Genomic DNA, 23877 nt, shown 5'->3' with positions numbered 1-23877 from the left:
GGGCATAGTCAGCAGGCCACACGAGTCGTGACAGCTGCACCTGATGCTCTTCGAGGCACTTCGACTCCCGGGGTCGCCCAGAACCCCGAGGCGCCGATATCACTCTCCGAGATTCCAACCTTCTTCACTGAGGTCACGCATCGCCTTCGCGAATTCTTCAAGGGGCTTCTCTTCGCGGATGATTTCGAGCACGACGTTGTCTATGCCGATTGTCTCGTTGAGTGCTTTACCCAGCTCTTCCCAATCGATCACCCCAGTGCCGATGGGGTCATGGCCCCACGTTTCCGTACTCGTGTCCGAGATGTGCATGAGGGCAACCGATTCGTGATGTGAGCTCAGACCCGATACGGGATCGTCCCCGATGTAGGCAGCGTTCGCGACGTCGTACACGATTTTTAGTGCATCATCATTGACTGCGTCGACGATATCTGCCAGTTCCCCGATCGTCGGCGCAAAGCAGTAGGGGGTGTTCTCGAAGAGCAGTCGTTTCCCCGCCCGCTTGGCCAGCGGGATCAGTTCTCCCAGGCTTTCGTGCATCCACCCGTAGACATTCTCGAGCGGGGGCGAGATCATCGGACGCCGCGTGCCGGGTGAGATCACAACTTCCGAGACATCCCAAGCTACTGCAAGATCAATCACCGACGCGATGTGCTCGATGCTCTTCCGGCGCATGCTGGCACCAGGACTGGCCAGATTGATGTCATATCCGCCGGCATTCAAGGAGCGGATCTTAGCGCCGTTCTCGTTGAGCGTCGCCAGCATTACCGAACGCTCGGAGCTGGAGATCTCTTCGGGCCAGCAATGTGGAGAACTGATGGGAACCTCGAAGGTGCTGTATCCATTCTGAACCAACTCGGATACCGCGTCGATCGCCGTTGCCGACCAAAGATATGAAAACGTGTTGATGATCATTGGGTTTTCCCTTCAATCTTTGAGTTACCCCATCGTGCGCTCGGGGGCAGGGCGGTTACGACCGGGATTCCTTGTTGTGCAGGGGCTGAACGGGCAGCAGCGAGCTCCATCAACTGCCCATCCCCAGCCGCGCGCCGCCGGCGATATCCAGGCTCAGACCGGTCAGGTAGCGGTTGGCCGGGTCGGTGAGGAAGGCGATGGTCGCCGCCACCTCCTCCGGTTCGGCGAACCGGCCCATCGGGATCTGCGCGGCCCGGGCCTGGCGGGCGCGCCGGTCCCCCTCGGGGTCGCCGCCGCCGGCGCGGTCGGCGAGCTGTGCCCACATGGCGGTGTTGACCGGGCCGGGGCACACGCAGTTGACCGACACGTTGTCCGGGCCGAGTTCCAGAGCCAGCGACCAGCAGATGTTCAGCACGGCCGCCTTGCTGGCGTTGTACGGGACGTACGCGCGACGGGCCTCCTTGGCAGCGACCGAGGCCACCGCGACCATGGAGCCGGAGCGCTGGGCCTTCATCACGAGGCCGACTTCGCGCAGTACGGAGAAGGCACCCGTGGCGTTGATCGCCATCACCCGGGCGAACTCGGAGCTCGGGGTCGTAAGGAGGTCCGGCTCGTTGCCGAGGACGCCGGCGGCGTGCACCAGGACGTCGATCGCTCCGTACTGTGCCCGGATCCCGGTCACAGTGTCGCGTACCGCCTGCTCGTCGGTGACGTCGAGCTCACGGAAGTCCGCGAGCCACTTCGGGAGGCTGTCCGGTGCCGTGCGGTCGCAGCCGATGACCACCGCGCCCGTTGCGTGCAGACGTTCGGCGGTAGCGGCTCCGATACCTCCGCTGGAACCGGTGACCAGCGCGATCTGGGACGGGGCGGTCATGGGGCGTCCTCCGTCGATGCCGTGGATTTCGTGGATGCCGGGCATTACTCGGCCTCGGATGCCGCAGAGGTTGTGGTGTCGGCGGCGTGCGTGCCCGCACGGCCCGTCTCCGGCAGCGTCAGGTAGACGATGAGGCAGATCAGGACGATGGCCGTCATGTACACCGCCACGCCCATGGGGTGGCCCCCTTCGACGAAGGAGCTGGCGATGAGCGGGGCCGTCCCGCCGAGGGTCGCGATGACGATCTGGTGGGCCAGACCGATGCCGGACACGCGGACGGCGGCGGGGAACAGTTCGGCCTGGATCGTCGGGTAGACGCCCTGCCAGATGGCCAGGACCACCCAGCCGCTGACGGTCACCGTCACGTAGACGCCGAATCCCGGCTGCTGGAGCAGCAACAGCAGCGGGTAGAAGAGCACCACCATGCCCGCGGCCCCGATGATGGGGAAGGGCTTGCGGCGGCCGATGCGGTCGGACAGGGCGCCGCACAGCGGCACGATGATCACCAGCAGGCCCAGCCCGATGGCGTTCCCCGCCAGGGCGGAGTCCAGGTCACGTCCGGTGGTCAGGTGTGCGTAGGTGGGCAGGAACGTGGCCCAGGTGTAGTAGGCGACGGCCGGGGCCGACAGAGCCGCGGTCTGCAGCAGTGCCTTGGGGTGCCTGCGCAGCAGTTCCCGCAGACGCAGGGTCTCGGGCTTCTTGTCGGCGGCGGAGTCCTCGACGGCGGCCTCGAACTCCGGGGATTCGTCGGCGCGCGAGCGCAGCAACATCCCGACGATGCCGAGGACGCCGCCGACGGCGAACGGGATGCGCCAGCCCCACGTCTCCAGGTCGTGGGTGCTCAGGGAGGCGATGACGAGCGCCCCCATGCCGGTGGCGGCCAGCGTGGCCAGGCCGCTGGCCGCGTTCGACAGCGAGCCGAACAGGCCCCGCCGGTCGGTCGAGCCGTTCTCCACCATGTAGGCGATGGCGCTCTGCGACTCGCTGCCGGCCGAGATGCCCTGCAGTACGCGGGCGAGCAGGAACAGCAGCGGTGCCGCGTAGCCGATGGCGGAGAACGGCGGGGTGAGCGCGAGGATCAGGCTGCCCACCGTCATGCCGCCGACCGCTACGGCCATGACGATGCGACGGCCGTAGCGGTCGGCCAGCGGGGAGATGATGACGCCGCTCAGTGGCCGCACCACGAATCCGATCGCGTAGGTCAGCAGGGCGCTGATCAGCGACATCGCCGGGCTGCTGCCGGGAAAGATCTGGCTGGAGAAGACGGCGGCCAGGAGGCCGTAGACGTACCAGTCGTACCACTCGATGAAGTGGCCGACGGTGCCGGCCAGGATGTTCAACCGCCTTCTGCGGGGCGGGGCTTCTCCTTTGGCCGGGTTGGAGGGGGAGTTCGGTGAGGCTATTCTTGGTGCGTTCGCCATTGAGCGCTCCTCAGTGCAGTGAGGGATGGGATCTGTGCGAACAAGCGGCGGGTGAGAGCGCCGCGGTCCGGTTGTTGGGCCGAAAGTGTCGGCGGTTCCGGAAGCCTGCTTCGCGTGTGGATGCCGTCGACACCTGCCTCGGTGCGGTGCCGTTCGAGGCTCCCGGAGGAATCAGCGCGTTGCGTGGCTGGCCCAGGGATGGCCCTCCTGCTCCTTCACGGGCAGATCTGCGGCCTGCAGGATGTCGTCGAGGAGCGCCTGCGTGCGGGCGGCTTCCCGCCCCGATGTCAGCGGCGCGCCACGGTCTCGTACGCGGTCGAGGAAGTGGTGGACGGCGGCGGCGAAGCCGAAGGTGTTCGTCGCGGTGGCCCAGCCGAAGGCCTCGGGGCTCATCGAGCGCACGGTACTCACGCCGTCCTTGGTGAGGGTCACCGAGTCCGGAGCCACTACCTCGGCCGAGCGTTCGGCGCCGTAGGCATCGAGCTTTTCCGCCCACGCCCCGGCGGTCCGTGCCGCCGTCAGGACGCCGGTGCCGCCGCCGGCGAACCGGATCAGGGCGGAGACGCCGTCCTCCTGCCAGGGGTCGTCACCGGCGGCGTGGGCGGAGACGTCGACCGGTTCGCCCGGGCAGAACCAGCGCAGCAGGTCCACCATGTGGATGGCGTTCTCGAAGGTCGCGCGGTACTCGCTGCCGCGGCGGTTCTTCTGCGCGACGCAGAACGTGGCACCGGCGTCACCGAACTCCTCTCGGGCGGCGACGTAGGTCGGCGCGAAGCGGCGGTTGAAGCCGACCATCAGTACGCGCTCGTGCTCGTCGGCGAGGTCGGCGAGCTGTTCCGCGTCGCTGGTCGCGGTCGCGAGGGGCTTTTCGCAGAAGACATCCACGTCCGCCTCCAGCGCGCTGCGCACGCCGGCGACGTGCTCCGACCTCGGGGTCAGTACGAACAGGGCGTCCAGGTCGCGTTCCAGGGCCTGTTCGACGGTGGGGGCCGCGGTGGAGAACCCCCACCGGCGGACCAGTTCGGAGGGGTCCTCGCGCCGGGACACGAGGACGTCGAGCTCGACGTCGTCCCGCGCCACCAGGGTGGGCAGCTGCGCGATGTGCGCGATGTTCCCGGCGCCGACCACGCCGACACGCAGCGGGGTCGTGCTCATCGGGACACCTCCGCGGGCGCGAGGCCAGCAGCCTCGTCGAGGAGAGAACGCATCACACGGGCGGACCGGGCGAAGCCCTCCTCCGGAGCCGGGAGATCCTGGGGGTGCCAGCGGTATTCGTACTCAAGGCTGATCACGTCGTCGTATCCGCGCTGCTTGACCGCCGGGAGGATGTCCGACCAGGGCACGATGCCGTCGCCGACGACGCGGGAGCGCACGGCGCGCTCGTCCGCCTTCACACGGGCCGTCTCGGAGGCCACGAAGGGGGCGTTGGGGTCGGTGAAGACGAGGTCCTTCACGTGGACGTGCCCGATCAGGTCGCCCTGCTCCCGCAGCGCCTCCGGCCATGCCTCGTCGTGGGTGAAGGTGAGATTCGCCTGGTCGTAGAGGACGCGCACCGCGGGTGAGTCCACCTCGCGTATCAGCCGGGCCGTGTCCTTGGCCGACTGCGTCATGGTGCCGAAGTGGTTCTCCACGCACAGGAGCACTCCGGCGTCGGCCGCGTGCGGTGCCAGCTCCATCAGTGCCGAGCGCAGGCGCTCCCAGTGTGCGGCGTGGCCGGTTCGGTCCGCTCCCCAGGAACCCGCGTACACGCGGATCCGGGTGGCGCCTACGCGGTGGGCGCAGTCGATGGCCGACCGCAGTTCGTCGAGCGCGGCGCGGCGCTGCGTCGGGTCCTCGTGGTTGATGCCGGTGGTGTACGGGGCGAGCCCCATCACCGGTACGCCGAGATCGTCCGCCACGCGGGCCGCCTCGGCCGCGGCGGCGGTGTCACCGATGGGCAGTCCGCCGCGGTAGTCGTTCTGGTAGATGACCTCGGCTCCCTCCAGGCCTGCGGAGGCGAAGAGTTGCAGCGCTTCGGGGAGGGTCTGTTCCGGTGTGCCGAGGGTGTGGCCAATGATGCGCATTACAGGTTCTTTCCGGTTCGGGAGGGGTCGGTCCAGTCGTCGGGGCCGACCAGGGGTGGCGGGCTGTGGACACGGGAGCGGTCGACCAGTTCGATCAACAGGCCCCAGGGCGCCCGGAGATAGGTCCACCGGTTGCCCGCTACGCGGGGGCTGTCGGCGCCGACCTCCTTGGTTCCGCCCAGCACCCGGGCGCCGTGCGACCGGAGGTGTTCGACGGCGGTGTCGACGTCCGCCACGGTGAAGCACAGGTGGTGGCCACCCGCGTCCGAGTGGCGCGGGTAGTCGCTCCGCTGGTCGGTGCTCCACCACTGGAACAGCTCGACGTTGAGGTTCGGCGGCATGCGCAGCATGGCCAGTTTCAGATGGGCGTCGGCCGGGACCTCGAAGTGGGCGGGCATGAAGTCGGCGTCGGGCCCGCGCGTCGAGCGGTACAGCTCCTCTGCGCCGAAGGCATCCGTGAAGAAGGTGACCGCTTCGCCGAGGTCGGGCACCGTGAAGGCGACATGGTCGACGTGTTGGAACCCTGCGGGCAGGCTCATCGGGGCACCTCCGCGGTCGACTCACGGACCAGCAGGTCCGGAGCCAGAACGACATGGCTCGTCTCCCCGTCCTTGAGGAGTTTCTCGGCGAGGTCGATGGCGATCACTCCCATGTCGGCGATGGGCTGGCGGACGGTGGTCAGCCGTGGGTTGTACCGGGCGCCGAACTCCAGGCCGTCGAAGCCCATCACCGACACCTCGTCGGGGACGGACACACCGCGCACACCAAGAGCGGAGATGAGGGCGAAGGCGACCATGTCATTGGCCGCGACGACCGCTGTCGGGCGTTCCTCGACCGCCATGTCCATCAGACGCTGGGCGGCCCGCTCCCCCACATCAGGCCCGGCGCCTCCGTCCAGGACAGTCGTCGGCATGCCCAGCTCCGCGGCCAGCCCCTCGTAGGCGGCCAGGCGGTCCTTGGACGTGTACGCCCCGGAGATGCCGGATACGTAGGCGATACGCCGGTGCCCCAGGCCGCGCAGATGGTCCACGGCGAGTGCGATGCCCTCGGCGCTGTCCACCGTCACGGTCGGTACCTGTGCCTCTTCGACGCGGTCGATGACCACGACCTTGCTGCCGAGGGCGACGTTCTGCAGCTCGTCGAGGTCGACGGTGGTCGACGGTGCGACGATCCCGAAGGGCGCGTACATCTCCTGAAGGGACGTCAAATACGCGTTCGTCTGGGCCACTTCGCCGCCAGTCACGCACAGCACCAGCTGGTACCCGCGGTCAGCGGCCGCCGCAGCAATGGTCCTCGCGAGCTCCCCGTAGAAGGGGTTGGTGATGTCCGGGACGATCAGCGGCACCAGTCGGCTCGCACGACGGCGCAGGGCCTGCGCCAGTGGGTTCACCCGGTAGCCGAGGCTCTCCGCCACCTCCAGGACGTGTTTGCGGGTCTTGGCGTTCACGGCTTCCGGCCGGGAGAACGCGCGGGAAACCGTGGAACGATGGACACCCGCCCGGGCGGCGACGTCGTCGATGCTCACCTCAGCCATGGCTGACCTCCAGGGACGCGATGGAGGACCGCCCGTACGCGGCCCAGATGAGGCTCATTGTGTCCGCGAGGTCGTCCAAGGTCGGCAGCCCCGCGAAGCCGTCCGCCCAGGTGTCGGCCACCTGTCGGGCGAACACGCCGTACAGGGGGTCGCTGTCGACGTCGATGGTGTTCGACTCGGTGACACCGCCCGCAGTGTGCGTGAAGGAGACGTCGCCGGAGGTACTCACGTCGACGTATCCGCTGTCGCCGGCGCTGGTGAAGGAGCAGTACCGCTGGACGGGACTCACCGGGAAGGCGTAGCCGACCTCGATGATCGCCTCGCTGCCGTCGTCGCCCGCGAGGACGAGGGTGGCGTGGTCCTCGACGCCCTCGCCGTGCAGGCTCGCGGACAGGTTGGCTGCCACGAGCTCCACTCGGCGGGCGCGGCTGCGCTGCAGGAAGAGGTCGACGAAGTGCGGCGCGAGGTTCACCAGACACCCTCCGCCGGAGCGGGCGGGATCGAGCATCCAGGAGCAGCCTGCCGCGTGGTAGCGCTCCGGCGGGCCGGCCACAAAGCTGGACCGTTGGTACGTGGGCGCGCCCGCCTGGGACAGTGCGTCGTCCACGGGGCCGCCGCGCTGGACGAAGGGGACGGTCGCCGCCACCCCGGCTGCTGCGGCCGCGTCGCGAATCCGCTCCACGTCCTCGGGCCCCGTGCCACCGGGCTTCTCGACCACGAACGGGATGCCGCGCTCGATCAGGGCCAGGCACGTGTCGACCATCCGGTCGTGCGGACCGAAGACGTAGGCCAGGTCCAGGGGGCCTGCATCCAGCGCTTCGCCGACGTCCCCGTACACGGGCGCGTCGAGGCGTCGGGCGATGCCCGTGACCTGGTCGGGCTCCTCGTCCTGGACGGCCACGACTTCGTGAGTGTCCACCCAGGCGCTGACATGCAGGTGTACGTGCCAGTGCCGGGCACCCAGCACGGCCGTTCGCGGACGTCTCACGACGCGTCTCCCAACTTTCGATACAGAGCAGCTTCTACTGATTGTGCTCTTCGAGTCCGGTCACTGCAATCGATCTCCGAGATCGATTGCAATACCGAAACAGGGCTGCTTAAGCTCTGTCAACACCCCCGACCATCCGATTTCGTTGAGGTGACCCCATGCGCAAGCTGCGCACCTTGAATGCCATCAGTGACACGGGGACGGTGCTGATCGTGCGCCTCCCCACCGCGGAGGCGTCCTACGAGGTGGCCTGCGAGGCCATCGCGGGAGGGATACGCGCGGTCGAGGTCACGCTCACCACACCGGGCGCGCTGGACGTGATCCAACGGCTGAGCGAGGAGCACCCCGAAGCCGAGATCGGCGCCGGCAGCGTGTTCGACGCGACGTCGGCCTACGCGAGCATTCAGGCCGGAGCACGCTTCCTGGTCAGCCCGCATGTCGACCTCGGGATGCTGGAGACCGCGGGCCGCTACCAGGCCGTCAGTATCTGCGGGGCCGCGACCCCCACGGAGATCGTCCAGGCAGCTACAGGGGGCGCCGACCTGGTCAAGCTGTTCCCCTCCTCGGTCCTCAACCGCGACTACGCTCGTGCGGTACTCGAACCGCTCGGCCACATCCCCCTGGTCCCGGCCGGAGGTGTGTCGCCGGGGAACGTAGGCGAGTGGTTCGACGCCGGGGTCGCGGCGGTCGGCGTCGGAAGCTTCATCACCAAGGCGGCGCAGCGGGAGAGCACCGAGCCGCACCCGGTCCGCGCGGCGGCCCGCACCTTCCTGGAGGCGGTGGCCGATGCCCGCGCCTGACCCGGCCTCTCCCGCGTCCGGAGCACCCCCGGTCTTCATCGCGATCGGCCCCGCGGGCTCGGGAAAGTCCCACGTCGCCCGGGAACTCGCACGCCGGCTCCGCGCGGCCTACCTCGATAAGGACTCCCTGGCCGGCGACCTCGTGGACGCCGCCCTCGAACTGGTCGGACGGCGCGCGGGAGGCCGCGAAGACGACCCGACCTACGTCGAGCGGTTGATGCCGGCCGAGTACAAGGCGCTGTTCGCCACGGCGGCGGACAACCTGCGGCTCGGCCTGCCCGTCGTCCTGGACGCCCCCTTCGCGGCATACCTCGCCGACTCCGACTTCCTGACCGCCTCCGCCGACCAGGCGTCCTGGCCCGCACAGACACCCGTCGTCGTGGTCGAGGTACGGACCTCCCCGGAGAACGTTCGTACGCGGCTGACCGAACGGGGCCTGCCCCGCGACCAGGCCAAACTGGCCGACTGGTCCTCCTTTTGGCAGCAGCTCGGGGGCCGGGGGTGCGCCTGGTCCGGTGCTCGGCACATCGTCGTGAACAACGACGGCGAACCGGACCTCGATGCGGTCGTGCGGATCGCGGGCGGCACCGTGCCGATTGCCTTCCCCGTCTCACCGTGACGGTTGTTGGTGCCCCCCGGGGACGGCAGGTGATGACTCCGCTGCGCTCAGAAGTGTTGGGGCGCATGACGAAGAAGGGCGCGATCCGCGCCCTTCTCTTCGTCGGTCGTTGCTGTTGTATGGGCTCAAGTACGGACAGCGGAGGCGTATGCCCCATCACGTCGTGTCCGGGGAGACCGGCACGGCCCGCGGCCACCACGCGGCCCGCTCGATGCTGGCGACCTTGCGCGCGCCCCGCTTCGTCAGCAGCACGATCGGCAGGCCGTTGCTGACCTCGAGCGAACCTCGCGCGATTCAGCAGTTCGCTGGCTTCGAACGGATCGGCCTGTCCGCCATCGCGGCCGACCGCCCGTACGGACTGTTCGTCCGGCAGCAAACGATCGAGAACGCTCCGGAGCAGCGGCTCGTCGACGTCGGCCGGACAGCGCTGCGGCCGCCCAGGCCCCGGCGCGCTGGAATGGATGCGCGGTCAAGAGCATAGGCGGACCGTAGCGTCAGCGCCGTGGCAGCGAGCGCTCTGAACGGCGCAGGTCACCGTGTCGAGTGGAGATCGCTTGCCTCGTGGACCGTGGCGGCCAGCGCGGCCCGCCGCTGGTCGTCTTCGCGGATGATGCGCCCGACCTGTACGTCCGTCACGCCCAGTGGTGCGGCCGCGCGGCTCTTCCCTCCGCGTTCCGGGCCGACGAGCTCGCGCACCAAATTGGCGTAGGCCCGCTGCCACAATGCGTCCTGCCGGGTGAGCAGTTCACGTTGGCGGCGGATCCGCTGGGCCATCTGCTGCGGTTCGGCGGGCAGGGCCAGGCGCATGATCTCGGTGTATTCGTCCAGGACATCCTGGTCGCGGTCGAGGTCGGCGAAGCCCATGGCGTAGGCGGAGTCCGGGCGGGCAGCGTCGGCCATCCTGTCCTGGATGAGCTCAATGTGGTCGCTGAGCTGCTCGGCGGCGGCCTCGGGGGTGAGCTGCTCAACCGTCCATCCGTCAGTGTCCAGCGGCGCGTTGTCGTACGCCCACCAGACGGTCCGAGTCTCAGGGTCGATCATGAGCCGGTGCATAGAGGAGTCGAGAACCGCGGTTGTTTCGGCGAGGACGCGGGAGGCACCGCTGACATGCTCGGCGATATGAGCCACAGCGGCGGCCTGGTCGGCGACGGTAGTCGTGGAGAGCGGTGTGCCGGTCAAGGTGTACTCCCGGTGCTGGTGAGGTGTCGGACGGGTCGGCGTGGCGGCGAGCAGGCTCCGAGGCGACGCTCGGTGTACGGAACCTGGGGTCGGTCCTCGCGAGACGAAAGCAACGTGCCCCCGTTGGAAATAGCTGTCAACGGGGGCACGTCGGAAGCGGTCTCGATACACCAGGAGCGGCATGCGGTGGAGCCGAACGTCCTGATATCGGCCGCTACGGGCATCCTCAGTTCCCGGTCTACTCGCGGAGGAAGCGGCGTTCTGCGCGGCGGCGGCGCACCTGGTACCAGCGTGCGATGTAGGCGAGATCCTTCCGGCAGACGTCCAGGAAAGCCCTCTGCGCGGTGACCACGGCCTCGGCCTGCCGCTGGGATCGGCGGGCGCTCTTCTCGTCCAGCTCCAGATTGCTGATGGCCTCGACGAGGGTTTCCGCCGCGGCGATGACGTGGACGCTGCCGCACAGCCGGACCCCGTGCAGCGCGCTGATGAGCTCGCTGCTGACCTCCCACGCCTGGGGGGTCTGGCCCAGCAGCAGCTTGTGCGCGGCGCGTCCGACCTCGCGCTTCAGGTGGGCGAACTGGTACGCGTAGTTGAACGAGCGGGTGGAGGCGTCCAGCAACCGGCGGTACGCCTCCGCGCGGTCTTCCCTGCTGCCCAGCCGGGGAACACCCACAGGCCGGTACCGCCCGACCAGCGCGCTGGCCACGCTCCCTGTCGCTTTGATACCGGCAGCCGCCACGCCCGGCGTCAAGAAGGTCATGCCCGGTTCTACCATCCGGCGGGCCGGGCGTCGGCCGGGCCGCAGCAGCTGGTCGACCCGGACCGTCCCGCAGGCGACGTCTTCCCAGCGGGCGTCTGGGAGGCGCACTGCGCGGTGGCCACGTGGGGCCTGGAACAGCTCGGATCACCCCTGAAGGGTGTCAATATGCCGATCAGGCTGCTGAGCTGGGCTTTTCCTGTGGATGGTGAGGCAGTCGGAGTGGCGTGGTGTGGTGTGGTACTCGTTGAGTAGTCCGCCAAGTACTTGTCGACGCCTGACCGTGGCAGCGGGCAGGGGGATGACGTTCGGGTCGTCGTCTGGTGCTCGCAGATCGAGCCTGCGGTGGGCTCGTCCGGCGTTGTAGTGCTGGGCGTACTGGTTGAGGACTGTGCGTAGGTGTCGTTCGCCGGCGATGAGGAGTCGGTCGGTGCATTCAGTACGGGCTGTGCGTATCCACCGTTCGGCGAACGCATTGAACCGCGGGCTTTGCGGCGGGGTTGGGATGACGGCGATGCCGTTGCCGGTGAAGACGGCATCGAATGCGGCGGTGAACTTGCTGTCCCGATCACGGATGAGATACCGGAAGCACCCAGCCCTCTCCTCGAGATCCATGAGCAGGTTGCGGGCGAGTTGAGTAACCCATGCACCGGTGGGGTGGGCGGTGACGCCCAGGACATGGACGCGCCGAGTCCTGATTTCCATGACGAAGAAGACATAGAGACGCCTGAGGAAGACGGTGTCCACGTGCATGAAGTCGCAACCCAGAAACGTGTGGGCCTGGGCTCGGAGGAAGGTAGGCCAGGTCTGCCGTGATGCGCGCTGCGGTGCCGGTGGTAGTCCGGAGCGGCGAAGCACACGCCGGATTGTGGTGGCGGCGACCCGATGACCGAGCCGGCGAAGTTCGCCCTGGATCCTGACGTACCCCCAGGTCGGATTCTCCCTCGCCAGGCGCTGGATGAGCGCGACCATCTCGTCCGGCAACGGCGGACGGCCGGGTATGACCGATGCTTGGCGCCACTTCCAGCGCACCAGACGCCGGTGCCAGGTCAGCAGCGTGCCCGGAGTGACCAGCCGGTAGCGGCGTAAGACCGGTGGCAGGTGCCGGGCGAGGGCGGAGAGCACGGCACGATCGGCCCACGACAATCGCGGCCGATCGACCTGTCGGCGCAGGACGGCGACCTCATGACGCAGCGCCAGGATCTCGGCGTTGTTTGCGGCAGGCGAACGGCACAGCAGGAGGAAGCAGCTCAGTAAGCGGCAGAAGATCAGGTAGAGCAGTCGCAGTCCCACAACTACTGATCATGCCCATACTCAAACGATCGCAAAGCCCCTGGTCAGTCGCCGTACGGCAATAAAGACACCCTTCAGCCCTCGCCCGCCACCTCGGCCTGACGCAGACCGTGCGAGCCGCGGCCAAGCTGACGGCCCTGGCCGAGCTGCGCGACCTCGCCCCGGCCAGCGCCGCCCACCAGCAGCACGTCGACCGCGCCACCGCGGCCCTGAGCGGCCTGAACGTCCCGGCCACACCGGAGCCGTGGACGCCGCCCGGCGAAGGCGACCTGCTGCGGACGCCGGAGACCGGGCGCGCCTTGTACCCGCACGACACACGCTCCGGTGAGCACGGGCTGACGGTGTTCTCCTGCCTCGGCTCCCAGGTCCTCGCCACCCTCGACTGCGACGGTAAACAACTGCCCTACCTGCTCGACCTCGGCACCCTCAAGGGCCGGCGCATCGCCCTCGGCGCACAGTTCTCATCACCGCCCGCCGCCGTACAGTCCACGCTCTTTTGACCCTGTCCGAACGCCCGGCCTGCACTGCCGGGCCGCCCTGAGAAGCGAGGCCACAGCAACATGGCACCCCAGGACGCCATCCTCGGCTGGAACGAGGACAGCAACGCCGAGGCGTACAACGCCTTCACCCGCGCCCACCCCATGTACGACGCAACCAGCCGCGACCTCGCCCGTCGAGGCCATCTGGCCAACGCCAGCCTGGTGGTCGACCTGTGCGGCGGAGCCGGCGCGACCGCCCGCGCGATCCTCGACCTGATCCCGGCCCGGGCCCGGGTCGTCTCCGTCGACAACGCTGCCGCGATGCAGCGTGTCGGCCGCCGCACCCTGACCGACGCCCGCCTGACCTGGATCACCTCCCCGGCCGAACGACTCGCCGACCACCTGCACGCCAGCAGCGCCGATGCCGTGGTGTGCAACTCCGCGATCTGGAAGACCGATACCGCCGCAGTATTCGCGGCCGTCGCCCACATCCTGCGCCCAGGCGGGCACTTCGTCTTCAACATCGGCGGTGGCTTCGCCGGCGTCCGGCACCCCGACGAACTGTCCACCCGCACCGGGCCTTCCCTGAACGCCCTCATCCGCCAAGTCGCCGCTGAGGCCCACGGATACACCCCACCGCCGCGCGACGCGGACAGGCCGCCGAAGCTGCCGATGAAAACAGTCACCGAGCAGCTGACCGCAGCCGGACTGACGGTCGTCGGCACAGAGCTCACCGCCCAGCACAGCACCATGGCCGAGAAGAAGGCGTGGCTATCCATCCCCGTCTTCGCGCGGCCCGAGGGCGACTTCACCCACGCCCAGCGGATGCAGATCCTCGACACCGCCTACGCCATGACCACCCCCGATGCCCCGGCCGTGACGAGCTGGCTCGTCGTCGTCGCCCAACGGCCGGAGGCCGCCGCATGACCCCGGCCGCCCCGGCTCCCGGCGGCGGGGCCCGCCTCTGTGACCACGCAAGCGTCGGGGTACTGATCTCCTCCCCGAGCGGCCTGCTCGTCTTCGAGCGGGCGATTCCTCCGGCCGGAATCGCCCCGGTCGCCGGCCACGTCGACGAGCATGGCGGCCCCGAGCAGGCCGCCCGCGACGAGGTCACCGAAGAGGTCGGTCTCACCGTCACCCACCTGCACCTGTTGCTGGATCAGCGGCGGCCCAACCGCTGCCGCCGCACGCCCAGCGGTCCGGTCGGCCACCACTGGTGGATCTTCCAGGCCGAGGTTTCCGGGTCGCTGTGCCCCTCGCCCCGGGAGGTCCGCGCCCCTCGGTGGATCCACCCAGCCCAGCTGCGGCAGCACGCGCTGCGGACCGCCGCGTATGCCAACGGGTGCCTGGGCCGTGAGGAGTTCGAACGCGAACCCGGCCTGGAGCCGGTGTGGTGCCGCTTCCTGCACGACCTTGAGCTCGTCACCCTGCCCTCGGCCGACCTCGACCGGATCGAGGCCCTCCTGTGAACGGCGGCCAAGGGCCTACCTCAGCGGGAGCCGACCGCCCGGCCGGCTGCCAGACGGCGAGCGTGCGCACGGATCCGCTCGCGGTCCTCGGGGAAGACGCTGTCCCAGCCTGTATCCAGACGGAACCATGCCGCCGGCTGGTTCTGCTCCCCGGCGAGCGGCACATCGCGTCCCACGATCGCGGCGTAGGACAGGCCCAGCGTCGGAAACCAGTCGGCCCGGTAGGAACGCACCGCCACGGCCGCGGGCTCGGGCAGCAACTCGGTGCGCAGGCCGGTCTCCTCCAGCAGCTCTCGTGCCGCCGCCGCACGCGGCGCCTCGCCCGGCTCCACCTTGCCACCGGGCGAAGCAGGCGGGTTCGTTGATTTCTGGCCGGTGAGTCGCAGGAACCAACGCGTGAGTGGTTCACCGAAGTCTATGAGTATGGAGGGTTCGCGGCCGAACGAGCTCGGGGCGAGCGGTCCGTCATCGCTGCGGTGTGTCTGCCTGGTCGGCGATCTGGATGCCGTGGTCGGAACGGGCTTGACCTTGACGCTGGGTCAACCCTCCATCCTTCCGGCAGGGGCGTCCTCGCAGTCGCGTGGAACAGCTCCGCGAAGGAGGCAGATGACCATGACGGCCCAATCGATCGCCGGTCCGGCGATTCGCGTGCAAGGTCTCAAGAAGTCGTACGGGAAGCTCGAAGTGCTGCGCAGTGTGGACTTCGACGTGGCGCCGGGCAGCATCTTTGCCCTGCTCGGTTCCAACGGGGCGGGCAAGACCACGACCGTGAGGATCCTCGCCACACTTCTGAAAGCCGACGCGGGGGCGGCGAGCGTCAATGGCTTCGACGTTGCCACGCAACCGGCGAACGTGCGGGAGTCCATCAGTCTCACCGGGCAGTTCGCGGCCGTCGACGAGATCCTCAGCGGTCGGGAGAACCTCGCCCTCGTCGCCAGGCTGCGCCACGTCAAGGACCCGGGCGCGATCGCGGATGACCTGCTCAGGCGTTTCTCGCTGAGCGAGGCGGGCGCACGGCGAGTGTCCACGTATTCGGGTGGGATGCGCCGCCGGCTGGATATCGCGATGAGCCTCATCGGGAATTCGCCGGTGATTTTCCTGGACGAGCCGACGGCCGGTCTTGACCCCGAGGCGCGCATCGAGGTGTGGGATGCGGTCAAGGAGCTCGCCGGCCATGGAACGACGGTGCTGCTCACCACGCAGTACCTGGACGAGGCCGAGCAATTGGCCGACCGGATCGGGATCCTCCACCAGGGTCGGATCATTGTGAACGGCACCCTCGCCGAGCTCAAGCAGCTCTTCCCGCCTGCCAAGGTCGAGTACGTCGAGAAGCAGCCGACTCTCGAGGAGATCTTCCTCGCAGTCATCGGGGGCATCGACAAGAGCGACGTCACTGGCACGACAACTGGGGGACGAGGATGACCGCGTACTTCTTCAACGACACTGTCGCGCTCACAGGGCGGACCCTGCGCCATGTCACACGCAGCATGGACACCATCATCACGACCGCCATCACGCCGGTCGCCATGATGCTGATGTTCGTCTACGTGTTCGGCGGCGCCATTGATACCGGGGCGGTTTCGTATGTGAACTACATGCTGCCCGGCATCCTGCTTATGACCATCGCCTCAGGCATCTCCTATACCGCGTACCGGCTGTTCACCGATGTGAAGAGCGGAATCTTCGAAAGGTTCCAGTCCATGCCGATCGCTCGGTCGGGTGTGCTGTGGGCCCACGTCGTCACCTCGCTGGTCGCCAATCTGATCGCTCTCGTGCTCGTCGTGGGCGTCGCTGTGCTCATGGGCTTCCGCTCCGGGGCAGGAGTGTCGGCGTGGCTCGCGGTCGCCGGCATCCTGTTCTTGTTCACCCTGGCGTTGACCTGGCTCGCCGTGATTCCCGGGCTCTCTGCGTCGTCGGTCGAGGGCGCGGGCGCGTTCGCCTACCCGCTCATCTTCCTGCCGTTCGTCAGTTCGGCGTTCGTGCCCACAAAGACGATGCCCGGCCCGGTGCGCTGGTTCGCCGAACATCAGCCGGTGACGTCGATCGTCAACACGATCCGCAACCTGTTCGCCCAGCAGCCGGTCGGCAACGACATCTGGACCGCCCTCGCATGGTGCGTCGGCATTCTCGTCGTGGCGTACATCTTCGCGATGGCCGCCTATCGTCGGAAGATCGCCTGAGGCAGGCTGAGACCCATGCTCACCATCAGCCAGCTTGCGGCGTACGCCGGGGTGACGGTGCGGGCGGTACGTCACTACCACCGGATCGGGTTGCTGCCGGAGCCCGAGCGCGACCGGTCCGGATACCGGACCTACGACGCTGTCGCGGTCGTGCGACTGATCCGGATCCGCACCCTCGCAGACGCCGGCGTGCCGCTGGCCCGGGTGCAGGAACTCCTCGCCGCCGGCCCGGAGGAGTTCGCCGGCGGCGTCCAGGAGATCGACAAGGCCCTGCATGCCGAGATCCGGCGGCTGCAGAACGCTCGCAGCCGACTCGCCAGGCTCGCCGCCGGAGAGCACCTGGCGCTTCCGCAGAGCGTTGTGGACTACCTCGACCGGCTGCGCGGTCTCGGCGTTGAGGAGCGGTACATCGAGATGGAGCGGGACGCCTGGATCATGATCGCTGCCCAGGTGCCGCATTCGATCGACTCCGTGATCGCCAAGAAGCACGAGGAGTTGGACGACCCCGAGATGGTGAAGCTCTACAGCCTTCTCAGCGGGGCACTCGACTGGCCGGCCGACGATCCGCGGATCGTCGAGGTCGCCGACATCATGGAGCGCTTGATGGTTCGCGCTGTGGAGGCCGGCGAGGTGGGTGCCGATGACGGCATCGATGATCAGTTTGTCGACCTCCTGGACTCAACCATGGTCGAGTCCTCACCGCACGCCGCGCGGCTGTTGGCGATTCTGGAGGAGCGGGGCTGGAGGGGCTGGACCCGCATCGAGCGAGTGCCTGCCGAGAGACTCAACACTGGGCTGCCGCCATCGTGAAGGCAGGTCAGGGTCCTGGAGTGACGCTATTTGGGGGTGCACGTGCTTCCCGGGGGCGGCCGTCTGCCTCAGTGAGGAACAGGGCCGGCGCGGTGGGGGTGGGCAGCGTGGATGTACTTCATGGCAGTGGTGATGGAGATTCTCCTGACAGCAACACCGGTTTCCCGTTCCGTTCCCCGGGCCCCGGCCCCAGACAGGACAAAAGCCCGCCCCTTCGATCTGAAGGCTACTGGCGGGTTACTTGGCACCTGGTTCGCCGCTCGTTAAAGGCACCCCGAAGGGGCCGAGGGCCACAGGTCCGGTGATGCCGGTCGGGTGCCCAAGGGTCGCCGCAGCCGTCGCCGGAGTCGGGGAACGGGCGGACGAGTCAACCACGGTCACGCGATGGCTCTCACCGGTCCACGCCTCCCATCACCGGGTCGATGCCGGCCACGGCGACGATGACGTCCGCGACCTGCCCGCCCTCGCACATCGCGGCCATCGTCTGCAGGTTGGTGAAGCTCGGGTCGCGGAAGTGCACCCGGTAGGGGCGCGTGCCGCCGTCGGAGACTACGTGCACGCCCAGCTCGCCCCTGGGGGACTCGACCGCCGTGTAGGTCTGCCCCGGCGGGACGCGGAAGCCCTCCGTCACCAGCTTGAAGTGGTAGATCAGCGCCTCCATGGACTCGCCCATGATCTTGCGAATGTGGTCCAGCGAGTTGCCGAGCCCGTCCGCGCCGAGCGCCAGCTGGGCCGGCCACGCGATCTTCTTGTCCGCGACCATTACCTCGCCGCCGCCGCCCGTGAGCTGTTCCAGGCACTGCTCGACGATCCGCAGCGACTGCTCCATCTCGTGCAGCCGGATCAGGAACCGCCCGTAGGAGTCGCAGGTGTCGGCGGTCTCGACCTCGAAGTCGTAGCCCTCGTAGCCACAGTACGGCTGCGACTTGCGCAGGTCGTGCGGCAGGCCGGTGGCCCGCAGGATCGGGCCGGTCGCGCCCAGCGCCATGCAGCCCGCCAGGTTCAGATAGCCGACGTCCATCAGCCGGGCCTTGAAGGCCGGGTTGTTGGTGGCGAGCTTGTCGTACTCGGGCAGCCGCGAGCGCAGCAGCCTCACGCCCTCACGGATATCGTCCAGCGCGCCGGGCGGCAGGTCCTGCGCCAGCCCGCCGGGCCGCACGTAGCCGTGGTTCATGCGCAGGCCGGTGACCAGCTCGAAGATGTCGAGGATGACCTCGCGGTCACGGAAGCCGTAGACCATCAGCGTGGTGGAGCCGATCTCCATCCCGCCTGCGGCCACGGCGACCAGATGGGAGGAGATCCGGTTGAGCTCCATCATCATCACGCGGATGACGCTCGCCCGCTCCGGGATGTGGTCGGTGATGCCCAGCAGCTTCTCCACCGCCAGGCAGTAGGCCGTCTCGTTGAACAGCGGCATCAGGTAGTCCATGCGGGTCACGAACGTCGTGCCCTGGACCCAGTTGCGGAACTCCATGTTCTTCTCGATGCCGGTGTGCAGGTAGCCGATGCCGCAGCGGGCCTCCTTCACCGTCTCGCCGTCGATCTCCAGGATCAGCCGCAGCACACCGTGCGTGGACGGGTGCTGCGGACCCATGTTGACGATGATCCGCTCGTCGTCCGCCTTCTCCGCCGAGGAGAAGATATCGTCCCAGTCGCCGCCGGTGATCGTGTAGGTGTGACCCTCGGTGGTGTCGCGGGCGCCTGCCGGTTCATGCTCGGGGCTGCTCATCGGCTGTAGAACCTCCGGTGTGGTCGCCGATCGCGTCCGCGTGTGCGGGCTGCGCGCGACCAGACACATCATCCAGAATTGCGCATATTCGGCAGGAATGCCCACTCGTCCTGGACCTGGCCCACAACGCCGCCCCCGGCACCCTGTACGCGATCTTCCAGCTCCTCACCGCGCTGCTGCTGCTCTCGGCCGCGTCCTCCTCCTTCCAGGTCGGGCCCGGCCTGCTGAAAGCACTGGCCCGCCACCACGGCCATGGCGGCACCGATACCGGAATCCTGCCCGCCGTGTGGGGACGTACCAACTGCACCACGCCCCGTACTGGGGCGTGCTGCTCTTCCTGGCCGTCTCCGCGGTCGTGATCATCGCGGCCGGCGGTGACGACCAGCGGCTGGTCCTGTTGAGCGAACGCCGCTTCGGACACGCGGCGGTCAACCTCGTGGGCGCGGTCGCCGTCGCCTTCGTGCTGGTGGTCAACCTCTCCCGGGGCGAGCCGATCGCCTCCCTGGTCGCCGCGGTCGCGATCGCCGCGGTCCTGCACCGGATGTGGGTCAAGGCCGGACGCCCGCGCGGCATCCGCGACGTCACGGCCGAGGCCGAAGCCGGCCACTGAGCCCGCCCGGTCGCGTCAGGTCAGGGGATTCGGAGCGAATACCGAGCCGCACATGACGGGGTGCAGCATCGGGCCTTGGCGCCACTCCTCCGCCTGTCCCACACGCACGGCGCGTTCACGATCGAAGCAATCCACTGACACTTCCTGGCAGTACCACTGACGTTCTCGTGGCAGACGACATCGGCTACCGTCACTTGCGCTGCTTCAACGCCGACGTCGCTGCCCGGCTACGGGAGTTCTTCGCGACCCCGGGACTGCTGCTGAGGGCTCCGAGGATGTCGGCGATGCGAGGCTGCCGAGGAGCTCAGGCAGAGCCAGGGCAAGAAGACTCACCGCGGCCCTCTGGCCGTGCGCAGTCAGTCCCCATAGCCGTCCCCCGTGGGAAGAAGCCCCGGCAGACCGTGGCCTGCCGGGGCTTCTGATCGCCTGCCGCTACGGGGGAGGCAGCAGGCTGCTTTCTCAGGCGGAGCCGGTCTGGTCGATGTGCCGTAGTGCGTCGGACAGCTCGCCGGGGTCAACGAAACGGGGCCGGGTGGGGTGCGGGGTGCTGAGCCACGTGGCGGAGATGGACCCACGCTGGCCTGTCGGCATGAGCAGCCACGAGCCCGTCGTCAGGGAGCGGGTGCCGTGAGCGGTGCACCGGCGTGCGGTGCCGGCGGGGACGTGGACGATGAGCTCCTGGCGGACGTAGTCGGCCAGGACGGGATAGCCGCGGTCGATTGGGAGACTGAGGCGGGTGAGCGCGGCCAGGCCGCGCTGCAGCGGCGCGATGACGATGGCGTCCCACTCCAGGCCGCAGTCCACCAGCCTGGTGATATACGGCGAGGAATCCCACGAACTCCGCGCGGCTTCCTCCGGCTCGACCAGCGCGGACCACGGAGGATCGGCCTCAGCCTTGGGCGTGTTCGGCACGGCTCCCCCTGAACGGGCCAGTCTCGGATTCTCCAGCCCCTCGCTGTGCCCATGTGCGGGCTCCCGCCGGGAGCCTGGAGTCCCTGGGCTGGGTGAGGCGGACGATGCCCTGGGCAGTGATGACGGCGGGACCGGTGAGGTCTATGGCTCCGCTGGGGCGTACGACGATGTGGAGGCGCCCGCCGGGCAGGTCGGCGGTGTAGTCGACGGCCAGGGCGGGGATGGTTGGTGGGCGCGGGCGGCCGCGACGGCGGCGCAGGCTCCGGTGCCGCAGGCGCGGGTCTCGCCGACGCCGCGTTCGTGGACCCGCAGCTGGAGGTGGTGGGGCCGCGCGCGGCGACGAAGTCGACGGTGGCTCCGTGCGGGTATGCGGCGGCGGGCGTCACGGTGGGAGCGGACTGCGCAGAGCGGTGGCCGAGCCAGGCTTGCAGCTCGAACAGGGTCATCGGCTCCTTGGCGTTGTAGAGCTAGCTGGCGATGGTGGAGCGGGCCCGGTGGCTGGTGATGTTCCCGCGGACATCGGTGGCGGGGACGCCGGCCTTGCGGCAGAGCATGGGGATGATGCTGGCATTGATGTAGGAGGGCAGGACCGCGCGGGCGCGTAGGGAGAAGAGGTTGTCCACCTGCTCACCGGTGCGGCGGTCGGTGCGCTTGGGTTGCTCGGGGCGAAGGGCCTGCCAGGCTTCGATTGCCTGGCCGAGGATCGGGTCGACCGGCTTGGTGAACGCGCTGCCGGTCTTGTGCGGCGGGACGTCGAGGAGGTAGACAGCATCCCGTGCGAGTACCTGCTGGGAGTCGGCGGCAATGCCCGTTCCGTCGTGCTGCCATCGGACGCAGCCCACGCGCAGCCGGGCGATCTCATCGCTTCTGAGGCCGGAGAAGAGCCACGTCACCGTGATGGCTCTGACCAGCTCCAAGGGGTAGAAGGTGCCCGAGGACGTCTGGAACAGATCGTCGGCGTCCAGGTTCAGGCCCGCCCACAGCAGCTTCGCCCACAGGTCATCTTCGATCACGCGGGGGTCCTGCCCGAGAAGGGCCCGGACCGCGGGCGGAGTGCCGAGAGAGCGCTGGACATCGAAGCGCCTCGGGGCCCATTCCCACTCCTGACAGTCGCGGAAGAAGGCACGCAGGGCGCTCAGGTGGGCGTCCTTGGAGCGGGGGCGCAGCGGTTGGCCGTGTCCGGAGCTGACCGCCCGGACCACGTAGTCGCCGACGTGCATCCGGTCAACGGCGGCCACCCACGATGCGCAGGTCTGCCGGGTCCACGCAGTGGGGTCCACGTGCCTGGGGTGTTCGGCGGCGTGCCAGCGGCCGGTCTTGTGCAGGATGGTCCGGTGATGCCTGCGCACGGAGCGCGCCAGCGTGGAGGTGTCGAACCACCGCTGCACCCACTTCGCCCACGGCTCCGGGACGCCCGTCGCCTTCCCCAGGCCGCGGGTGGAGGGGACCGTGTTGGGAGGGTCGCAGTAGCCGAGCGCGGCGACCGCCCGTTGCAGCGGGTGTAGGCCCCTCAGCTCGTCCTCGGTGTTCAGCGACTCTTCCCGGGCCCGGGTGAACACCTCCGTGGTGAGGTCCTCAAGGTGGGGGCTGCGGTTGAGCAAAAGGATCTGGCTGGTCGCCGCGGGGATGGTCTTGTCGTGGTCCTGCCCGTACCGGTATCCCCACCGCGTGAGCACGCTGCGGACCCGATCGAGTTCACAGGTCACCAGGGCCTTGCCGAAGATGCGGCCGGCGAGGTTGAGCCGGTTGAAGCTGCCCAGCCGGTGGAAATCGCGGAACTCCCCGAGATGGTAGGCGTGCGCGCACAGGAACGGCCGCACGGAGCCCTCGGCCCACTGCGGGACAGCTTGCTGGAAGGCGGCGTGGTCCTGGTCGAGCAGGTCCAGCCACTCCTGCGCGGTCCAGCCCCAGTACGACCGGCCCCTCTCCGCGCAGCGCAGAAGCAGCACGGCCACGGCGTCGTTCATGGCCCGAGTCAAGTGCCACGATCCGGCAGGGACGTCCAGGCTGCTGGTGACGGTCTCCAGCGGCGCAAGCAGTCGCCGGATCGCTGTCCACTGCACAGCCGCCCGGTCGTAGCCGCGCTGGCGCCGCAGATTGCGCAGCCCCAGCTCGCGGGCGGCGCGCTGTTCGGATGCGAGCAGGACGGGAAGCCGGCCGAAGTCCTTCCCTGATATCGGCGAGCGCCACCTGCCCCCGTCGCCGGAGACCGGCAGCGGCACGGTCATGAGCCGGCCCCACAGGGCGTTGTGTTCGCCGCGGCGAGCGTCTGGATGCGCCAGGCGTGGATGTGCTCCATGCCGCGGCTGAGCTTGTCGGCCAGGTCCCGGCCGGAGAGGTGGATGTACTGGAGCGTGGAGTCGGTGTGGCGGTGGCCGGCGAACGTGGCGATCGCGTGCACCTCCCAGCCCATCCGCGCCAGGCCCGTCAAGCACAGGTGACGGGTGGTGTGCGTGGAGAAGCGCTCGACACCGGCCGCCAGCGCGATCCGGCGGACCACCTTCGACCAGGTCCACAGGCTCAACGGCTGGGCGTGGTTACGTCGCGACTCCGACAGGAACAGTGGCCCGCGGGCCCGGCTGATCCCGGCCCGGTGGGCGAGGTAGCCCGACAGCAGCACCCCGGTCGGCGCCGAGTACGGCACCACCCGCTCCAGGCGGTTCTTCGTGGTCTCCGCCCGTACCCGCAGCGTGCGGTGGGCCGGATCGATGTCGTCGGTCCGCAGCGAGCGCAGCTCCTCGCGCCGCAGCGCGGCGTCGTAGGCGAGAGCGAGCATCACACGGTTGCGGACCGGCTCGCGCCGGGCCACCTCCAGTATTCGCAGCCACTGCTCTTCGCTGGGGATCCACGGCAGCTTCGTCAGCCTCGGCACCAGGCCGCGCTGGCGACCGCCGACCCGGCGGCCTGGGGTGTAGCGACCCCGGCCCACCGGGTTCGACTCGCGCAGACCCTCTTCCATGAGGAAGTCGTAGAACAGCCGGACTGGGACCAGCCGCTGCTGGATCGTGGCGTTCGCCAGCCCCGATCCCGAGTCGATCGACACCACGTTCCCGCCCCTGCGGTGCGGCCGTGACGTCAACACCCGTACGTAGACAGCGATATGCGCACGCCGGACGATCAGCGGGTCAACCTGTGCCGTTCGGAAACTCATCGCTCCTGCTCGCGGGTGGTCTGGCGCGCCATCACCGTCTGCTGGAACCCTCTCCGGGTGATCGTTTCGCTCGTATACCAGATGACTCGGAAGCTGC

25 protein-coding genes and 2 pseudogenes are annotated in these 23877 nt (G+C 68.7%); 10 read left to right on the top strand and 17 right to left on the bottom strand.

Annotated features, from left to right (window positions below):
- Nucleotides 1-99: 99 nt before the first annotated feature.
- The 8 genes from ACFYOY_RS44260 to ACFYOY_RS44225 form a co-directional block, all read right to left on the bottom strand.
- Nucleotides 100-912 (bottom strand): sugar phosphate isomerase/epimerase family protein, encoded by an 813-nt coding sequence (locus ACFYOY_RS44260; protein ID WP_388593536.1) that lies wholly within the window; start codon nt 910-912, stop codon nt 100-102.
- Nucleotides 913-1021: 109 nt separating this feature from the next.
- Nucleotides 1022-1786: an SDR family NAD(P)-dependent oxidoreductase gene (locus ACFYOY_RS44255; protein WP_167500753.1), complete on the bottom strand. Its 765-nt coding sequence runs from the start codon at nt 1784-1786 to the stop codon at nt 1022-1024.
- Nucleotides 1787-1830: 44 nt separating this feature from the next.
- On the bottom strand, nt 1831-3207 hold the full coding sequence (locus ACFYOY_RS44250) for an MFS transporter (RefSeq protein WP_351904300.1): 1377 nt from the start codon (nt 3205-3207) through the stop codon (nt 1831-1833).
- A gap of 171 nt (nt 3208-3378) precedes the next feature.
- Complete coding sequence (locus tag ACFYOY_RS44245; protein ID WP_388593532.1) at nt 3379-4362, bottom strand: Gfo/Idh/MocA family protein; 984 nt, start codon at nt 4360-4362, stop codon at nt 3379-3381.
- Nucleotides 4359-5270 (bottom strand): sugar phosphate isomerase/epimerase, encoded by a 912-nt coding sequence (locus tag ACFYOY_RS44240; RefSeq protein ID WP_208522201.1) that lies wholly within the window; start codon nt 5268-5270, stop codon nt 4359-4361. The genes ACFYOY_RS44245 and ACFYOY_RS44240 overlap by 4 nt, the downstream gene beginning before the upstream one ends.
- Nucleotides 5270-5809, bottom strand: coding sequence for a VOC family protein (locus ACFYOY_RS44235; protein ID WP_208522202.1), 540 nt, complete (start codon nt 5807-5809; stop codon nt 5270-5272). Before ACFYOY_RS44235 ends, ACFYOY_RS44240 begins: the two co-directional genes overlap by 1 nt.
- Entirely contained in the window at nt 5806-6804 is a 999-nt protein-coding gene (locus ACFYOY_RS44230; protein ID WP_208522203.1) for a LacI family DNA-binding transcriptional regulator, read from the bottom strand. The genes ACFYOY_RS44235 and ACFYOY_RS44230 overlap by 4 nt, the downstream gene beginning before the upstream one ends.
- On the bottom strand, nt 6797-7792 hold the full coding sequence (locus ACFYOY_RS44225) for a Gfo/Idh/MocA family oxidoreductase (protein WP_351904292.1): 996 nt from the start codon (nt 7790-7792) through the stop codon (nt 6797-6799). The genes ACFYOY_RS44230 and ACFYOY_RS44225 overlap by 8 nt, the downstream gene beginning before the upstream one ends.
- Before the next feature lie 158 nt (nt 7793-7950).
- Between ACFYOY_RS44225 and ACFYOY_RS44220 the strand changes: the two genes are divergently transcribed.
- From ACFYOY_RS44220 to ACFYOY_RS44210, 3 genes are all read left to right on the top strand, one after another.
- The gene (locus ACFYOY_RS44220; protein ID WP_208522205.1) at nt 7951-8592 is read left to right on the top strand and encodes a bifunctional 4-hydroxy-2-oxoglutarate aldolase/2-dehydro-3-deoxy-phosphogluconate aldolase; all 642 of its coding nucleotides are present in this window, start codon (nt 7951-7953) and stop codon (nt 8590-8592) included.
- Nucleotides 8579-9211: an AAA family ATPase gene (locus ACFYOY_RS44215; protein ID WP_208522206.1), complete on the top strand. Its 633-nt coding sequence runs from the start codon at nt 8579-8581 to the stop codon at nt 9209-9211. Before ACFYOY_RS44220 ends, ACFYOY_RS44215 begins: the two co-directional genes overlap by 14 nt.
- A 163-nt stretch (nt 9212-9374) precedes the next feature.
- Entirely contained in the window at nt 9375-9692 is a 318-nt protein-coding gene (locus ACFYOY_RS44210) for a hypothetical protein (RefSeq protein WP_351904288.1), read from the top strand.
- A 50-nt stretch (nt 9693-9742) separates the two neighbouring features.
- Here the strand turns inward: ACFYOY_RS44210 and ACFYOY_RS44205 are convergent, their stop codons facing one another.
- The 3 genes and pseudogenes from ACFYOY_RS44205 to ACFYOY_RS44195 form a co-directional block, all read right to left on the bottom strand.
- The gene (locus ACFYOY_RS44205) at nt 9743-10390 is read right to left on the bottom strand and encodes a hypothetical protein (RefSeq protein ID WP_208522208.1); all 648 of its coding nucleotides are present in this window, start codon (nt 10388-10390) and stop codon (nt 9743-9745) included.
- A 238-nt stretch (nt 10391-10628) separates the two neighbouring features.
- Entirely contained in the window at nt 10629-11150 is a 522-nt protein-coding gene (locus ACFYOY_RS44200) for a hypothetical protein (RefSeq protein WP_243983017.1), read from the bottom strand.
- Nucleotides 11151-11322: 172 nt separating this feature from the next.
- A pseudogene (locus ACFYOY_RS44195) lies at nt 11323-12440 on the bottom strand (integrase core domain-containing protein).
- Nucleotides 12441-12550: 110 nt separating this feature from the next.
- Here ACFYOY_RS44195 and ACFYOY_RS44190 point away from each other — a divergent pair.
- Genes ACFYOY_RS44190 through ACFYOY_RS44180 form a run of 3 tightly spaced genes read left to right on the top strand, consistent with a single transcriptional unit; the run spans nt 12551 to nt 14388 of the window.
- Nucleotides 12551-12940 carry a hypothetical protein gene (locus ACFYOY_RS44190; protein ID WP_208522209.1) on the top strand — a complete coding sequence of 130 codons (390 nt, stop codon included), beginning with the start codon at nt 12551-12553 and terminating at the stop codon, nt 12938-12940.
- A gap of 60 nt (nt 12941-13000) precedes the next feature.
- On the top strand, nt 13001-13846 hold the full coding sequence (locus ACFYOY_RS44185) for a class I SAM-dependent methyltransferase (protein ID WP_388593527.1): 846 nt from the start codon (nt 13001-13003) through the stop codon (nt 13844-13846).
- A complete protein-coding gene (locus ACFYOY_RS44180) occupies nt 13843-14388 on the top strand; it encodes an NUDIX domain-containing protein (protein ID WP_388593524.1) in 546 nt (181 codons plus the stop codon). Before ACFYOY_RS44185 ends, ACFYOY_RS44180 begins: the two co-directional genes overlap by 4 nt.
- 20 nt (nt 14389-14408) lie before the next feature.
- Here ACFYOY_RS44180 and ACFYOY_RS44175 read toward each other — a convergent pair whose 3' ends face one another.
- The gene (locus ACFYOY_RS44175; RefSeq protein ID WP_279595758.1) at nt 14409-14774 is read right to left on the bottom strand and encodes an NUDIX domain-containing protein; all 366 of its coding nucleotides are present in this window, start codon (nt 14772-14774) and stop codon (nt 14409-14411) included.
- Nucleotides 14775-15000: 226 nt separating this feature from the next.
- Here ACFYOY_RS44175 and ACFYOY_RS44170 point away from each other — a divergent pair, with 226 nt between their 5' ends.
- Genes ACFYOY_RS44170 through ACFYOY_RS44160 form a run of 3 tightly spaced genes read left to right on the top strand, consistent with a single transcriptional unit; the run spans nt 15001 to nt 17378 of the window.
- Nucleotides 15001-15810, top strand: a complete 810-nt coding sequence (locus ACFYOY_RS44170; RefSeq protein WP_351904339.1) for an ATP-binding cassette domain-containing protein — start codon at nt 15001-15003, stop codon at nt 15808-15810.
- Nucleotides 15807-16568 (top strand): ABC transporter permease, encoded by a 762-nt coding sequence (locus ACFYOY_RS44165; protein WP_351904280.1) that lies wholly within the window; start codon nt 15807-15809, stop codon nt 16566-16568. The genes ACFYOY_RS44170 and ACFYOY_RS44165 overlap by 4 nt, the downstream gene beginning before the upstream one ends.
- Nucleotides 16569-16583: 15 nt before the next feature.
- Nucleotides 16584-17378 (top strand): MerR family transcriptional regulator, encoded by a 795-nt coding sequence (locus ACFYOY_RS44160; protein WP_388593520.1) that lies wholly within the window; start codon nt 16584-16586, stop codon nt 17376-17378.
- Between the two features lie 391 nt (nt 17379-17769).
- On the opposite strand, the gene ACFYOY_RS44155 is transcribed toward ACFYOY_RS44160, so the two are convergent.
- Complete coding sequence (locus tag ACFYOY_RS44155) at nt 17770-19107, bottom strand: NADH-quinone oxidoreductase subunit D (protein WP_388593517.1); 1338 nt, start codon at nt 19105-19107, stop codon at nt 17770-17772.
- Between the two features lie 286 nt (nt 19108-19393).
- Here ACFYOY_RS44155 and ACFYOY_RS44150 point away from each other — a divergent pair, with 286 nt between their 5' ends.
- Entirely contained in the window at nt 19394-19717 is a 324-nt protein-coding gene (locus ACFYOY_RS44150; protein WP_351904271.1) for a hypothetical protein, read from the top strand.
- Between the two features lie 459 nt (nt 19718-20176).
- On the opposite strand, the gene ACFYOY_RS44145 is transcribed toward ACFYOY_RS44150, so the two are convergent.
- The 4 genes and pseudogenes from ACFYOY_RS44145 to ACFYOY_RS44130 all read right to left on the bottom strand — a co-directional run bounded on the left by ACFYOY_RS44145 (nt 20177) and on the right by ACFYOY_RS44130 (nt 23780).
- The gene (locus tag ACFYOY_RS44145; protein WP_388593514.1) at nt 20177-20629 is read right to left on the bottom strand and encodes a hypothetical protein; all 453 of its coding nucleotides are present in this window, start codon (nt 20627-20629) and stop codon (nt 20177-20179) included.
- Nucleotides 20630-20729: 100 nt separating this feature from the next.
- Nucleotides 20730-21027, bottom strand: a pseudogene (locus tag ACFYOY_RS44140) (diaminopimelate epimerase); the annotation flags it as partial.
- Between the two features lie 69 nt (nt 21028-21096).
- The gene (locus tag ACFYOY_RS44135) at nt 21097-22857 is read right to left on the bottom strand and encodes a site-specific integrase (protein WP_388593511.1); all 1761 of its coding nucleotides are present in this window, start codon (nt 22855-22857) and stop codon (nt 21097-21099) included.
- Nucleotides 22854-23780, bottom strand: coding sequence for a tyrosine-type recombinase/integrase (locus ACFYOY_RS44130; protein ID WP_388593509.1), 927 nt, complete (start codon nt 23778-23780; stop codon nt 22854-22856). Before ACFYOY_RS44130 ends, ACFYOY_RS44135 begins: the two co-directional genes overlap by 4 nt.
- Nucleotides 23781-23877: the final 97 nt, after the last annotated feature.

This window comes from Streptomyces sp. NPDC007875 (assembly GCF_042868035.1).
Classification (GTDB): domain Bacteria; phylum Actinomycetota; class Actinomycetes; order Streptomycetales; family Streptomycetaceae; genus Streptomyces; species Streptomyces antimycoticus.
This window is presented reverse-complemented; position numbering and strand designations above follow the sequence as displayed.

Coding starts and splice junctions, on each gene's coding strand:
- ACFYOY_RS44250 (WP_351904300.1), bottom strand. CDS start 3,207: ATGGCGAACGCACCAAGAATAGCCTCACCGAACTCCCCCTCCAACCCG.
- ACFYOY_RS44155 (WP_388593517.1), bottom strand. CDS start 19,107: ATGAGCAGCCCCGAGCATGAACCGGCAGGCGCCCGCGACACCACCGAG.
- ACFYOY_RS44180 (WP_388593524.1), top strand. CDS start 13,843: ATGACCCCGGCCGCCCCGGCTCCCGGCGGCGGGGCCCGCCTCTGTGAC.
- ACFYOY_RS44245 (WP_388593532.1), bottom strand. CDS start 4,362: ATGAGCACGACCCCGCTGCGTGTCGGCGTGGTCGGCGCCGGGAACATC.
- ACFYOY_RS44260 (WP_388593536.1), bottom strand. CDS start 912: ATGATCATCAACACGTTTTCATATCTTTGGTCGGCAACGGCGATCGAC.
- ACFYOY_RS44255 (WP_167500753.1), bottom strand. CDS start 1,786: ATGACCGCCCCGTCCCAGATCGCGCTGGTCACCGGTTCCAGCGGAGGT.
- ACFYOY_RS44235 (WP_208522202.1), bottom strand. CDS start 5,809: ATGAGCCTGCCCGCAGGGTTCCAACACGTCGACCATGTCGCCTTCACG.
- ACFYOY_RS44170 (WP_351904339.1), top strand. CDS start 15,001: ATGACGGCCCAATCGATCGCCGGTCCGGCGATTCGCGTGCAAGGTCTC.
- ACFYOY_RS44135 (WP_388593511.1), bottom strand. CDS start 22,857: ATGACCGTGCCGCTGCCGGTCTCCGGCGACGGGGGCAGGTGGCGCTCG.
- ACFYOY_RS44220 (WP_208522205.1), top strand. CDS start 7,951: ATGCGCAAGCTGCGCACCTTGAATGCCATCAGTGACACGGGGACGGTG.
- ACFYOY_RS44200 (WP_243983017.1), bottom strand. CDS start 11,150: ATGACCTTCTTGACGCCGGGCGTGGCGGCTGCCGGTATCAAAGCGACA.
- ACFYOY_RS44165 (WP_351904280.1), top strand. CDS start 15,807: ATGACCGCGTACTTCTTCAACGACACTGTCGCGCTCACAGGGCGGACC.
- ACFYOY_RS44230 (WP_208522203.1), bottom strand. CDS start 6,804: ATGGCTGAGGTGAGCATCGACGACGTCGCCGCCCGGGCGGGTGTCCAT.
- ACFYOY_RS44215 (WP_208522206.1), top strand. CDS start 8,579: ATGCCCGCGCCTGACCCGGCCTCTCCCGCGTCCGGAGCACCCCCGGTC.
- ACFYOY_RS44160 (WP_388593520.1), top strand. CDS start 16,584: ATGCTCACCATCAGCCAGCTTGCGGCGTACGCCGGGGTGACGGTGCGG.
- ACFYOY_RS44240 (WP_208522201.1), bottom strand. CDS start 5,270: ATGCGCATCATTGGCCACACCCTCGGCACACCGGAACAGACCCTCCCC.
- ACFYOY_RS44130 (WP_388593509.1), bottom strand. CDS start 23,780: ATGAGTTTCCGAACGGCACAGGTTGACCCGCTGATCGTCCGGCGTGCG.
- ACFYOY_RS44185 (WP_388593527.1), top strand. CDS start 13,001: ATGGCACCCCAGGACGCCATCCTCGGCTGGAACGAGGACAGCAACGCC.